The 13,328-nt window shown below is 54.7% G+C and carries 12 protein-coding genes; 5 read left to right on the top strand and 7 right to left on the bottom strand.

Annotated features, from left to right (window positions below; genetic code table 11):
- Nucleotides 1–12 precede the first annotated feature (12 nt).
- Nucleotides 13–933 (top strand): isoaspartyl peptidase/L-asparaginase family protein, encoded by a 921-nt coding sequence (locus tag EHT87_RS07530; RefSeq protein WP_124905384.1) that lies wholly within the window; start codon nt 13–15, stop codon nt 931–933.
- Nucleotides 934–936: 3 nt separating this feature from the next.
- Here EHT87_RS07530 and EHT87_RS07525 read toward each other — a convergent pair whose 3' ends face one another.
- On the bottom strand, nt 937–1,776 hold the full coding sequence (locus tag EHT87_RS07525) for a cyanophycinase (RefSeq protein WP_124905382.1): 840 nt from the start codon (nt 1,774–1,776) through the stop codon (nt 937–939).
- Nucleotides 1,777–1,915: 139 nt separating this feature from the next.
- Here EHT87_RS07525 and EHT87_RS07520 point away from each other — a divergent pair, with 139 nt between their 5' ends.
- Nucleotides 1,916–2,788 carry a cyanophycinase gene (locus EHT87_RS07520; protein ID WP_124905380.1) on the top strand — a complete coding sequence of 291 codons (873 nt, stop codon included), beginning with the start codon at nt 1,916–1,918 and terminating at the stop codon, nt 2,786–2,788.
- A gap of 132 nt (nt 2,789–2,920) precedes the next feature.
- Here EHT87_RS07520 and cphA read toward each other — a convergent pair whose 3' ends face one another.
- Both cphA and EHT87_RS07510 read right to left on the bottom strand, forming a co-directional pair.
- Nucleotides 2,921–5,587, bottom strand: a complete 2,667-nt coding sequence (cphA, locus tag EHT87_RS07515; RefSeq protein ID WP_124905378.1) for a cyanophycin synthetase — start codon at nt 5,585–5,587, stop codon at nt 2,921–2,923.
- 143 nt (nt 5,588–5,730) lie between these two features.
- Complete coding sequence (locus EHT87_RS07510; RefSeq protein WP_124905376.1) at nt 5,731–6,198, bottom strand: hypothetical protein; 468 nt, start codon at nt 6,196–6,198, stop codon at nt 5,731–5,733.
- Between the two features lie 340 nt (nt 6,199–6,538).
- Between EHT87_RS07510 and EHT87_RS07505 the strand changes: the two genes are divergently transcribed.
- On the top strand, nt 6,539–7,636 hold the full coding sequence (locus tag EHT87_RS07505) for an alpha/beta fold hydrolase (RefSeq protein WP_124905374.1): 1,098 nt from the start codon (nt 6,539–6,541) through the stop codon (nt 7,634–7,636).
- 108 nt (nt 7,637–7,744) lie between these two features.
- On the opposite strand, the gene EHT87_RS07500 is transcribed toward EHT87_RS07505, so the two are convergent.
- The 4 genes from EHT87_RS07500 to EHT87_RS07485 all read right to left on the bottom strand — a co-directional run bounded on the left by EHT87_RS07500 (nt 7,745) and on the right by EHT87_RS07485 (nt 11,453).
- Complete coding sequence (locus EHT87_RS07500) at nt 7,745–8,260, bottom strand: hypothetical protein (protein ID WP_124905372.1); 516 nt, start codon at nt 8,258–8,260, stop codon at nt 7,745–7,747.
- Between the two features lie 12 nt (nt 8,261–8,272).
- Nucleotides 8,273–9,427 carry a zinc-dependent alcohol dehydrogenase gene (locus EHT87_RS07495; protein ID WP_124905371.1) on the bottom strand — a complete coding sequence of 385 codons (1,155 nt, stop codon included), beginning with the start codon at nt 9,425–9,427 and terminating at the stop codon, nt 8,273–8,275.
- A gap of 105 nt (nt 9,428–9,532) precedes the next feature.
- Complete coding sequence (locus tag EHT87_RS07490) at nt 9,533–10,333, bottom strand: hypothetical protein (protein WP_124905369.1); 801 nt, start codon at nt 10,331–10,333, stop codon at nt 9,533–9,535.
- A gap of 133 nt (nt 10,334–10,466) precedes the next feature.
- On the bottom strand, nt 10,467–11,453 hold the full coding sequence (locus tag EHT87_RS07485; protein WP_124905367.1) for a chemotaxis protein CheB: 987 nt from the start codon (nt 11,451–11,453) through the stop codon (nt 10,467–10,469).
- A gap of 363 nt (nt 11,454–11,816) precedes the next feature.
- Between EHT87_RS07485 and EHT87_RS07480 the strand changes: the two genes are divergently transcribed.
- Both EHT87_RS07480 and EHT87_RS07475 read left to right on the top strand, forming a co-directional pair.
- Nucleotides 11,817–12,503 (top strand): ferritin-like domain-containing protein, encoded by a 687-nt coding sequence (locus EHT87_RS07480; RefSeq protein ID WP_229320887.1) that lies wholly within the window; start codon nt 11,817–11,819, stop codon nt 12,501–12,503.
- 11 nt (nt 12,504–12,514) lie between these two features.
- Nucleotides 12,515–13,327, top strand: a complete 813-nt coding sequence (locus EHT87_RS07475; RefSeq protein ID WP_124905363.1) for a ferritin-like domain-containing protein — start codon at nt 12,515–12,517, stop codon at nt 13,325–13,327.
- Nucleotide 13,328 lies beyond the last annotated feature (1 nt).

The following is a 13,328-nucleotide window of genomic DNA, read 5'->3' as shown; positions in this document are numbered from 1 at the left end:
GATTCAATACGTATGTTCACCATTGCGATACACGGCGGATCCGGAACCATTAACCGGTCGGAAATTACAGCCGAGCAGGAGAAAGCGTTCCGGCAAGGACTGGAAGACGCGCTGGAAGCGGGCTACAAGGAATTAGCCCGGGGGCATAGCGCCCTCGACGCCGTGGAGCAGGCCGTCCGAAGTCTGGAAGACAACGAGCTGTTCAACGCGGGGCGGGGAGCGGTTTTTTCGGCCCGTGGAAAACACGAAATGGACGCATCCATCATGTGTGGGCGGTCGCAGAAAGCGGGCGCGATTGCCGGTGTAACCAACATCCAGAATCCGGTCTCGCTCGCGCGGGCCGTCATGGAGCAGTCCGAAAACGTCTTTTTGCTGGGCTCGGGGGCCGAAGATTTTGCCCGTGAACTCCGGTTGCCTTTTGAACCGGATGCGTATTTCTATACGGACTTCCGTTTCAGGCAACTCAAGGAAGCGCAGAAAGCCAATAAAACCCAACTCGACCACAGTAAAAGTAATACCGGCAAAGGAACCGTTGGCGCAGTAGCCCTCGATAAAGACGGAAATCTGGCCGCGGCCACCTCGACGGGGGGATTGACCAATAAAAAGTATGGCCGCGTGGGCGATACCCCCGTCATCGGGGCCGGAACCTACGCCAGCAACCAGACCTGTGCGGTTTCCTGTACGGGCTACGGCGAGTATTTTATCCGGGCGGTTGTGGCCTACGATATTTCGTGCCTGATGGGCTATAAAGGCCTGTCGCTCAAAGCCGCCTGTGAGTATGTGGTGCAGGAAAAATTAAAAACAATGGGGGGCGAAGGCGGACTGATCGCCGTTGACCGGGCCGGCAATGTGGTATTGCCTTTCAACTCCGAGGGCATGTACCGGGCCTGGCGGAACGAAGCGGGTGAAGGCGAGGTGTCTATTTTTGCATAATTCCTACGTAAACTTCTTGTTGCGCAGCGTAAAGTTATTGCCGTGCGACAGCACATGGACCAGCAGGTTTTCAATGAAAATATCGTGTTTAATCTGCGCAACCGTGTGGTTGGTTTCTTTCAGACTCCGACCGTCGATGAGCGTAACCAGACCTGAGCCAATCGCTTCGAGTTTATTGCCTTTTCGGATGATGATGCCCGTGTCTTCTTCCAGGCCGATGCCGATGTGAGTCGGGTTGCCGGCCACCGAAAACGCCAGGCGACGGAAGCGCCCCCGAACCAGGAAATGGGTGTCGATGATGGCTTCGTGGACCAGCGCCAGACCCGGCAGCAGGTCGACTTCGGGATTCAGGACATGTGCCGGGCCGCGTGGGTAAATCATCAGATCCGACATGGCCATGGCGCCGGCGCTGGTCCCGGCAATAACAAAATGTTCGCGAACATATCGCTCGTGAAGAAGCCGCGCAAAGGCGGTATTGTTAAAAACCGAGGTTAATTTCAGTTGGTCACCACCCGAAAACAAGATGCCGCCACAGGCTCTGATCCGCGCCAGCGTTTCGGGCCGATCGGCTTCTGCGGGCGAGGTGATGTGCATCAGCCGGATGTTTTCATGACCGAGTTTTTTGAAAGCCCGGCTATACTGGTGTGCCACGGCTTTGGGAATACTGGACGCCGTGGTGACGATTTCAAGGACGGCATCGGGGTTGTTGAGTTCGTAAATAATTCGGTATAAAATACCGGAATTCATAAACGAGTGAACGGTATCGTGGACGTGAAGGGGCTGGTTTTGGGTTCCTTTGTCCTCATTTCCTCCAATTGCAATCAATGTACCTCGTATCTGCATACCATGAGCCGGTTATAGAGTCACCGGTAGAACGTACGGTCATTAAACCATGGATTAACCACTCTATTCCTAACACTATACAGGTCGATTGGTTCTGGATTTTAGTAGAAAACAGGCAGCAACGTAAACGGCAGGCGCTATGGAAACACCAAAAGGAAAACTAGTTTCGATTGGAGGCAGTGAGGTAAAAGATTCAGCGGATAACGCAGCTTCGAGTGAGCTTCGGCAGTCCAACTTTTTCGAATCCGGCATACTGGCCGAATTTTTAGACGAGCTAAAAGGCCGGAATGCCCGCATCGAGGTTATTCCGGCAGCTTCGGAGATTCCGCGGGAAATGGGCAAAAACTACCGGGAAGCCTTCCATAAACTGGGGTGTAAAAACGTGCAGGTGATGTACATCGACAGCCAGGAGGAAGCCGATCAGGATGAACACCTGCAACGGATTGAAAAGGCGGATGCGGTTTTGTTTACCGGGGGCGATCAAACCACGCTGATCGATAAGCTGCTGGATACCAAGCTGATCGCTCTGATTCAGAAACGGTACCAGAACGATGATTTCGTCATTGCCGGAACCAGTGCCGGAGCGGCCGCCATGCCCCGGCTGGCCATCAAGGATGGCAAAAGTGCCGAATCGCTGATCAAAGGGATGGTGGAAACCGAAAAGGGCCTTTCCCTCTTGCCGGATGCCATTATCGACACGCATTTTATGCAGCGCAGCCGGTTTCCCCGGCTTACGGAAGCGTTGCTCCGAAATCCGGGTCTGCTCGGCATTGGGCTCTGCATCGACTCGGGCGTCGTGATTTCGCAGGGAAATATCCTGCGGGCAATCGGCTCCGGGGGCGTTTTTATCATCGATACCGATGAGGTGAAAAATACCAACTATTACGAAATTCCCGAACTGCAACCGGTTTTTGTCAGTAACCTGCGCGTAACGATTCTGGCCCGGGGTGGCTCTTTTCACCTCAGGGAACGAATTTTTACAAAAACCGAAGAGACGGCCGTATCGGGATGATGGCCAAAAAGAAATGCATAAGGGTGACTTTCGGCGGCTAATTCCGGGACACTTTCGGCCTTAAAAGCAAAACGCCAACGGTAAAAACAGCGGATTGAAAGCTGTTTTTACCGTTGGCGTTTTGCCTGCTACCTAAACATTTACCAACAAGTCGGGATGCAGTTCAAACCGTTCCTCCAGTTCTTTAAAACCCCGCACCAACTCGACGGATTGGTGAATCCGATCCGACAGGTGAACAATCATTGTCGCATTCTGCACATGCTCGATGGCGTAGGTCAACGCTTCGAGTTCGTCCGGTATGACTTGCACCGGTATGGCCCCGTTGACTTCCCACACGCCCTGCCTGATCAGGTCGGCAATCTGGGCTTTGTCCCGCCCCCGGCTGTCTTCGTCGAAGCGAATGATGAGTTCATCGAAGATTTGCCCGGCCACCCGACCGACGGCACGAATGTCTTCGTCGCGCCGGTCGCCGACGCCGGTCAGAATTCCGATCCTGCGGGCCACACCCGCCTGTTTGATGTATTCACCCAGCGCCGTCAGTCCGTGCGGATTGTGGGCATAATCCACCAGAACGCAGTAATTCCGGAAGCAGAAAAGATTCATCCGGCCGGGCGTATTTTCGAACGACGGCAGGAACGAACGGAGTCCTTCGGCAATCAGGTCCACCGGCAGATTCTGGCAGTAAACCGCCAGCACAGCCGCCAGGATGTTCTCGATCATGAACGGCGCTTTTCCCTCGAAAGCCAGCGGAATATTTTTTATGTTCTCAACCGGTATTCGCTCGTTTCCGCGCCGGATCATTACAAAACCGTCTTCGTAAACAGCCGCCAATCCACCGGCGCGGTAGTGCGCCACCACGCGTTCGTCGGCCGGATTCATGCTGAACAAGGCCACGTTACAACTCAGGTCGTAGTGCATGGCAAAGGTGTAGGGATTATCCGCGTTCAATACCGCGTAGCCATCCTTTTTGACACTCTCGGCCACAATGGCTTTCACCCGGGCCATGTCTTCCACCGAGTTAATACCGCCAAGACCGAGGTGATCGGCGGCCACGTTGGTCACAATACCGACGTCGCACTGGTCGAAAGCCAGGCCGGAACGGAGCATACCGCCCCGGGCACATTCGAGAACCGCAAAATCCACCGACGAGTCCTGAAGCACTTTCTGAGCGCTTTGCGGACCGGTGCAGTCGCCTTCCTCAATGAGCGAATCGCCAATGTAAATTCCCTCCGTGGTCGTAAAACCGACGGTATAACCAGCCTGCCGGACCAGGTGCCGCGTAAGCCGGGTGGTCGTGGTTTTTCCATTCGTGCCCGTAACGGCGATGATCGGAATACGGCCTGCCAGCGGTGTCAATGCCCGTTCCCGGGGTTCAGGAAAGAGCATGTCGGCCACGGCTTTTCCGACGTCGCGCGGCTGGCCCTCCGTAGGGTGTGTGTGCATCCGCAAACCGGGACCCGCGTTTACTTCAATAATGACGGCACCCGACGAGCGCAGCGGACGGGTAATGTCCTTCGCAATCAGATCGATACCGCAAATATCGAGGCCAATCACCCGGGCTGCCCGTTCGGCCATGGCCTTGATTTCGGGATGAACCTGATCGGTTACGTCAACGGACGTACCGCCGGTGCTTAAATTGGCCGTTTTCTTCAGGTAGAGCTCGTGGCCGGCTGGTAAAACCGAGTCCACGGTCAGATTATGTTCTTCCAGAAGCGTAAGAGTCGCCTGATCGAACTTGATTTTAGTCAGCAGATTTGAGTGGCCTTCGCCCCGTCGGGGATCGCGGTTTACCTCCTCGACCAGCTGGCTGATGGTGGACGAGCCGTTGCCCAACACCCGGGCCGGAACACGTCGGGCCACCGCACGGAGTTGATAATCGATAACCAGCAGCCGGTAATCGTCGCCGGACGCAAACTGCTCGATCAGGACTTGATCGCCCTGCGTTTTTGCCAGTTGAAAAGCGTTGAAAAGCGCTTCGATGGTTTGGATGTTGGTGGTGACACCACGCCCGTGATTGCCGTCGAGCGGTTTGACCACCAGCGGAAAATCAAGGCGACGGAGCACGTCTTCGAGTTCATTTTCGGTTTCGATGACTTCGCCGGCTGGCACCGGAATGTTGACGTTGCCCAGCCTTCGTTTCGTCTCGTTTTTATCGGCGGCCAGTTCAACGGCAATCGTACTGGTCTGGCTGGTGACGGTGGCTTGAATCCGTTTTTGCCGCGCTCCGTAACCGAGTTGAACCGTGGAATCGGCGTCGAGCCGCATGTACGGAATCCCTTTCCGGACGCAGGCGTTGACAATGGCCGAAGTGCTCGGTCCCAGGCGATCGGCTTCATACAACTGGCTGAGAAAATCGATATCGGCCTGTAAATCATACGCGGTGCCGTCGATCAGGGCCTGGGCGATATCGACCGCGCAGCGGGCGGCATACAGACCGGCCCGTTCTTCCTGATACGCAAAAACCACGTTGTATACGCCGGGTTCATCCGTTACGCGCGTCCGGCCAAACCCGCACGCCATTCCCGCCAGCGTCTGGATTTCCAGGGCAATGTGTTCGATGACGTGACCCATCCAGGTTCCGGTTTGTACGCGGTAGAAAAAACCGCCCGGGCGGCCTTCCGAACAGCGGTGTTCATACAAACTGGGGATCAACTGCCGCAGACGGTCATAAAATCCGTCGATGGTGTTGGTCGGAAAGTGTTCCAGTTGTTCCAGATCCAACTTCATCACGATCAGCTTGTGACGGCGAACTGACCAGTAATTGGGCCCTCTCAGGGCGCGGATGTCTTTGATTTTCATGGTATGGTTTTCCCAAATTAAACGTATAAAGGCCGGTGGATTTTGTGGTTCCGATTGAGGCATCGAGTAGCAAACCGAACAACAAACGCAGCCAGGACGACCCGGCTGCGTTTGTTGTATTCACTAATCACCTCACTTTGCTATTACCGCTGGGTTCCGCTTTTTGGCGTGCCGCTCGACGATGAACTGCTCCCCGAGGTACTGCTGCCGGACGAACTTCCGCTCTGTTTGTTCGAACGTTTCATCTTTTTGCTGCTCCCCGAGCCGCTGCCCTGCATATCGCCCTGCGTGCTGCTTCCGCTCGAGCCAGAACCTACCGACGAGGACTGCCCGCCCGACCGTTGATTGCGGCTTTGCTGTCCCGTTCCGGTGGTGCCCGACGAACTGCCGGAGCCTGTGCTTCCCTGCCCAACGGAACTTCCGCTGCCCGACGTCCCGGAACTGCCCTGGCTCCCCGACGTGCTGCTGCCACTCGAGCCGCTGGTTTGTCCACTGCCACTGGTGCCGGGCCGTTGCTGGCTCGACGAGCTACTTCCGGATGTTGACTGCGCTTGCGACTGAATGGTGTTCAAAGCCACGATCATCGCTGCTACCATTACTACCTTTTTCATCGTTGAGTTTGATTGCTATTCGTTTGATTATTTTTAATCCGTGAATAATCAAATTAACTCGTATTCATTTCCAGGGTTCATCAAAACAGGTCAAAGAATGAGGATTCGGCCGGGGCAGTTGCCAACGTCCCAAAATCCGCTGCGGGTTCTCTGATACTAACCCGTTCGGGCCGGATTCTCATCCGGTTCAGCCCGTATCAATCGAGGTTGGCCCCGGGCTGTTGTACCAATTGGAATTACATAACGCCGTCCGGCCTGCGCGTGTTTAAGAAAGGCCAACGGATTAACCGAAACCGGGTTGTCAACGGTTTTCCTGAATCGAACCCTATCGCTGATGCCCATGAAAAAGACACTCCGGAATGTAGCGCGAATCCTGGCCGCGGCAATCGGGCTGCTGCTGGCCGGTAGTATAGGCTACATCGCCTGGAACAGCCCCGGAGAAACCGCCCCAATCCTTGACCCGGCGGGTAGGCCACGGCGCAAAAGCATCGCCGTTCTGAAACCGGTATCGATCAATGGAACGCAGCAATGGTTGCTCATTCGGGGTCAGGACCGCACCAAGCCCGTCCTGCTGTTTCTGCACGGTGGACCCGGTTTGCCCGAGCTGTCGATGTTGGTAGGGCATGAACTGGAAAAGCACTTCGTGGTTGTCAACTGGGACCAGCGCGGGGCCGGAAAATCCTATTCGGCGGAGGTGTTTCAGAAACAATCCGGAAACCAGCCCTTTACGACAGACACGTTTGTCGAAGATGCGGCTCAGGTAAGCCGCTATCTGGCCCGGCAATTTCACCAGCCCAAGATTTACCTGATGGCTCATTCCTGGGGCACTTTCCTGGGCGTGCTGGTCGTGAAAAAGCATCCGGAACTTTTCCGGGCGCTGTTCTGCATCAGCCAGATCGCCCGGCAACTGGAAGCGGAACAACGATCGTATGACTGGGTAGTGCAGCAGGCCCGTCAACACCACGCCAGCCGACAGGTCAATCAGCTTCTCAAACAGGGGCGACCGCCTTACCCGCCGGAAGCCTGGCTGGATTACCTGATGTGGCAGCGGGAACTGGTGGCGAGCTACGGCGGAGGAATGTACAAGGCCCACTTCTATCCGCTCTTTATCCGAAGTATTCTGGAATGCCGGGAATATACGCTGATGGACAAAATTCACTATGGGCTGGGAGCCCGGGAGTCGGTGCGGTATTTGTGGCCGGAAGTGGTCGCCACCGACTTAGGGGTGGTGGCTCCCGACTTGAAAGTGCCTTATTATCTGTTCCAGGGTATTCACGATTACCAGACGCCGTATCCTGTCGCGAAGCGGTATTTCAGCCGGTTGAAAGCGCCCCGGAAAAAGCTGTTTACGTTTACCGAATCGGCACATAGCCCCATTTTTGAGGAACCTGCCCGGTTTATGCGATGCCTCGATAGCGCCCTGGTGTCCTCACCCTGAAAGAAGGCTTTTTGGATGGATGATGACTTTCAGGACTTGATCGCCGGCCGGGGATCGTTGCCCAGGAACGGTTTCCCGACCTTTTGCAACGATCCCGCCGGCGGCCGGTTACTCTTCACTCTTATTTCGACGGACCAGGGCAATAACGGCGGTGGTAACGAGCGCACCGATCAGAATTTTTTTGGCCAGGGCCTGCGGATTGTGCTTCCACTCCGCCGGCCAGCCCTTTTCAGCGATGATGTTGGGAATATGACCCCGTTTGAGGTCGTCCACAATCCCTTCCACCGCATTGACCCGATCGGCTAGCAGCAGGGGGAGCCAGTGCCCGTATTCTGACTCACTGAATTTGAACGCAAACCGGCGTATGACTCCGCTAAGCCCGGAAGGCGGAGTTGAGGTTCCAAAAACCGCACTCACGTTCGGGCGTTCGATGGACCGGAGTACTTCGATCGTTACCGGCTGTTGCGTGGGCCGTTCCCAACTGTAGCCCGTTTGCTCGTCGTCGGTCCGGTTTTGTTTCATTGGATACGTGGGATCATTTTTCGGATCCGCATCGATGCCCCAGCCTTTAATGTGGGAATAATCCTTGGCCAGGTTTGAATTCTCTTTGACGGGTGTTTCCATAACAATGGTGCTTTATACGCGGGCTGATGGTGGAATGAGAACGGGTTTGATGCAATTATCCAGCTTATCGGAAAAAATCCGGTAGGCATCGGCAGCGTCCTCCAGGGGTACGCGGTGGGTAATTAGTGCTTTGGGATTCAGAATCCCGTTCTGGACGTGCTCGATCAATCTCGGCAGCAGCCGTTTCACCGACGCCTGATTGGCCCGGATTGTAAGCCCTTTGTTGACGACATTACCGATTGGAACCAGGTTGTCGGTAGGACCGTAGACGCCCACGATCGAAACAATACCGCCTTTCTTGACCGAGTTGATGGCCCAGTGAACCGCCGTGGCCGATCCGGCCTGAATCAGCGTTTTTCGGCCCGTAATGGTTTGCAGCGCGCTGCCGGCGGCTTCGGCACCAACGGCGTCGATGCAGACGTCGGCCCCCATCCAGTCGGTTAACTTTTTGATGAACACCACCGGATCGCTCATTTCCTTGAAATTGTATACTTCACAATTCGCGTAATTGCGCACAAATTCCAGCCGGTAATCATACTGGTCGATCACGATCACGCGACCCGCTCCGAACAACCAGGAACAACGGGCGGCCATAATGCCCACGGGACCCGCACCGAAAACGACCACCGTGTCGCCGGGCTGAATACCGCCCATTTCGGCCGCCTGGTAGCCCGTTGGCACCACATCGGTCAGTAGAACGGCATCGTCGGGGTCCATACCCGGCGGAATAACCGTTGGGCCCACGTCCGCGTACGGTACCCGCACAAATTCTGCCTGTCCGCCATCATAGCCCCCGGCCGTGTGTGAATACCCGTAAATACCGCCAACCGCTGTGGCCTGGGTATTCGATTCGTGGCAATTTCCAAACAATCCCTGCCGGCAGAAATGACATTTACCACAGGCAATATTGAAAGGAACCAGCACGGTATCGCCCACTTTGAGCTTCTGGACTTCCGAACCAATTTCTTCAACAACCCCGATAAATTCATGCCCGAAGGTCATGCCAACGCGGGTGTCCGGCACATTGCCATTGTACAAATGCAAATCGGATCCGCAAATACAGGAACGGGTTACCCGAACGATGGCATCTTCGGGGTGGTTTATTTCCGGCATTGGTTTCTGGCTGACGCGAACCCGGCGGGGTCCGCGGTAATTCATAGCAAGCATAGGCGGTTTCGTTTAAATACATTTTAGAAACTGGGTAATGAGTAGCCAACCGGCTGATGCGTGAGCGGTTCACTTTTAATTAGGGTACGGTCCACCGTTCAGGGATTAATAAACCGGTTTTTCTGTCCCGTTTTCTACCTCCACTTCACCCAGCAGAATGGAAGCCAGTTTGATGGCCTTGGAACGGTCCGCAGCCGGAGTGGGGCCGTGATTGACCATGATGTGAAACACATGCTGGCCATCCAGAATGTGCAGCGTCCGGCTTCGGTTGTCCCACACGGCTTTTTCCCACATGCCCGGAAACGAATTGGGGACCGCCCGCATGGCCTCGTTATCATTGAGTTGGCTGGTTGGCGCTCCCGGACCGGTGTGCGTCCGGGACGAATCATTCAGGGCGGTGGCGGGGGTGGTGCCGGTTCCCTGTGACGGACTGGCGGTGACGCCCGGCTGGGGTGATTCGGCGCCGGTGCCTTCCGGGTTGGGTCCGGTATAGGCATGACGACGTTTCTGGAGCCGCTTCGCAAATTCGGCGGGCTGATACAGGCTGTCAAAATAATATTCGGCGTGGAATACGGACTCAAAAGGGCGAATTCCGGTGGTCGAAAGGCTTACCTGTTTTTTAGAATTCCAGGAGGCCTCGCAGGTCGTCTCGGATTCATTCCAGGTAATGGGCGTATCTTCGTTCAGGTCAAACGTAGAGTGTAAAAAGGATTCAGTGACGTAGGCGCAGGGCATACCGTACTTATAATACTCACTGAGTTGCCGGCTGCCGCTGACAAAGCGACCGAGATCCGACTCTGATTCGACCCGGCGCCCGCCGTCATTGCTGCCGGTGGAGCCTTTGTTCCCGGAATCGCCACAGGCCAGTAGGAGAGAGAGGGGGATGAGGGTCCAATACTTTTTCATACGCGTGTGCTGTTTAATCAGAAAAACCGTTTTCGTGGAACTGGCCACGTTGGGTAGCCATTCCTCACAACCGCATCGGTACACTAGCGTTCCCGGGAAGTAAGCCAACGGACCCGCCAACGGCCGGAATGAATCACCCTACAACCAGGTCGTGAACCCGGCGAGACCGTTCCAGGGCGCGTTTTGCCCGTTCCCGGTGTTCCTGGGCAGCGGTGGTGTCGCCCGCTTCTTCCAGCAGGCTGGCCGTTTTTTCCAACAGCATCACCAGCTCTTCCAGGCTCCGGACGGCATTCCACAGCGATTCCTCGATGCTGTGGGTTACCCCGGCCAGCAGCGATCCCGACGTGAAGCCGTGGCCGGTGTGGCAACGGAAACGCAGGAGCCGCCCTTCTTTGATGCTCACCAGCGAGCCGTGGCATTCGGGGCAGGTAAGGGATGTTAACTCGCCTTCTTCCATGATATTCATTTCAAATGCGTTTCCTGCGGCTGCTATTTTTAGTTCTGTATCCATGCGCTTCTCTTCCAGCTCGGTGAGGGGGGGCTTGCCATCCACCTCCTGCTGAATCAATTCACCCAGTAACGAAGCCAGTTGGGGGATGGCAACGGTATAGTCAACTTCCACGTTTTGCCGAACACTTTCGGGCATGCTGGGATACAGGGCTTCCTCGGGATGCTGAATGACACTCACCCCGCCCAGGCGTTTGATGGACCACATTCCGGATGTGCCATCGTTGAGAAGCCCCGTCAATACGACGCCAATTACGCGGGGGCCATACCCGTAGGCGGCCGAGCGGAACAACGCATCGATCGACGGGCGAAACTGGTTTTCTTTGGGTCCTTTTTTCACCAGAACCGTGTCGTTCTCGATCAGCAGATGATGATCGGGCGGAGCCACGTAGATCCGGCCGTTCTGGAAGCGTTCTCCATCCTTGGGATGGGTGGCCTTTACCTTGCCGGCACGGGTGAGAATGTCCGGTAAAAAGCTTGGAGTGTCGGGAGATAGGTGCTGTACGATAAAAATTGTCGCCGGAAAGTCAGCCGGAAAATTCATAACAAAATCCCGGAGGGCGTAGACGCCACCCGCCGAAGAGCCAATCACAACGATGTCTCGTTTAGCCATGGAATTCGTTCAGTAAAGTGCTGGTATAAAACAGGTTCATAAAAACCAACAGAACCCGGACGGGGGCGGTTTTGCTCCATTCAGGCCGGATTAATGAGGGAACGGGGCGTAACGGTTTTGCGGTTTTTGTTCAAAAAAAACCGCATTTTTTAGGGATTGCACCGGCCCTGGACCATATCCTCATTTGTATGAAGATTGTCTAATTTGTAAAGAACCGGAGGCAGACAACTTAGTTTATTGATCGATCTTCTTCAGAAGATGATTTTCAATCAATAATCTAAAAATTCAATGGAAAAATTTAACACTTTGACCGAGAAAAAAGCGGGGCCAACGATACCGGTAATTCCTTCGGTAGAACGGCGAATGTTTTTACGTAGTCTCGGGCTCGCGTCAGCTTCAGCGCTGGCGCTATTGTCGTCCTGTGCCCAGGAAAAACTCGTAGCACCCAGTACGGGGCTAGGTCGGTCCGGTGCCCGGATGGGGGCTACCATTTTACCCGATGGCACGATTGATCTGGGGCCGGGTGATATCGGTATTTCCAATCTGGCGTATGCGCTCGATCAGCTCGAAGTCGCCTTCTACCACACGGCGGTTGAAAAAGCGTACGGCCTAAATGAAATGGACCGAAAAGTACTCGTTGAACTTCATGATCACGAGATTGTACACAAGGAGTTTTTCAAGGCTCTGCTGGGCGATAACGCCATTCCCATGCTGGACTTCGATTTCAGTGCCATCAATTTCAATGGGCGCAATGACGTGTTCGATGCCGCCCAGAAATTTGAAAGCGTGGGTGTAGGCGCTTTTAACGGCACCGGGCCGCTGATTCAGGATCTGGAAATTTTGAAAATTGCCGGAAAAATGGTTTCCGTCGAAGCGCGCCATGCCACGCTGGCCCGGAACATGATTTATCCACGCACCTACTTTGCGCTCGGTCACGAAATGATCGATGGAAACGGGCTCGACTGGCATTTGACGCCGGATGAAGTGCTGGCAAAGGCACAACCGTTTATCAAACAAAAATTAAGTGCGGCAAATCTTCCAAAAATGTAATCCTGAAACGTATGAACCTGTTAAGAATTTTGTCTGATATTGAAAAGGTTGACGCCGATGCCAGTGAACGTTTCTTGTTTTCACGGCGGAAACTTCTTAAAACAACGTCGGTGGCGGCCCTGGCAACACCGGCTTTTTTCGCAGCCACGGTCAACAAGGCGTTTGCGTCGCATGCCGACGTGGTGGCTGTTTTGAATTTCGCACTGACGCTGGAGTACCTGGAAGCGGAATTTTATAAAATGGGCAACATGACCCCCGGCCTGATTCCCGAAAGTGACAGGCAAGTGTTCATGAAAATCGGGGAACACGAACAGCAGCATGTGAATTTCCTGAAATCCCAATTGGGCGGGGAAGCCATCCCGATGCCGAACTTCGATTTTACGGCGAAAGGCATGTTTCCGAATCCATTTTCGAATTATCAGGTTTTTCTGACCCTGTCGCAGGCTTTCGAAGACCTGGGCGTTCGGGCCTACAAGGGGCAGGCTCCCAAATTGAAAGATGACAAACCGGTTTTGCTGGCAGCTCTGAAAATCCACTCGGTGGAGGCCCGTCATGCGGCTGAAGTACGCCTGATTCGCAACCAGCGCGTCTGGGCATCGGAACAGGAACCCGGTGGTGTGCCTGCCATGGTTTATAAGGATGAAAACAACGTCAAGCATCATGACGCGATCGACCTGATTTCCCTGGTGGATGATCGCCTGCTGCGACAGAATGGTACGCAGCAGATCGCCGAAATGGTGGTGCGTGAATCGTTTGATGAGCCCCTGACCAAAGAAGAAGTGTATATGATTGCCAGTCCCTTTATTCGGGAAAATATGCCTTGAT

It is taken from the genome of Larkinella knui, from assembly GCF_003858645.1.
Taxonomy (GTDB): Bacteria; Bacteroidota; Bacteroidia; order Cytophagales; family Spirosomataceae; genus Larkinella; species Larkinella knui.
The sequence above is the reverse complement of the archived record's forward strand: the minus strand, read 5'-3'. Positions and strand labels throughout refer to the sequence as shown.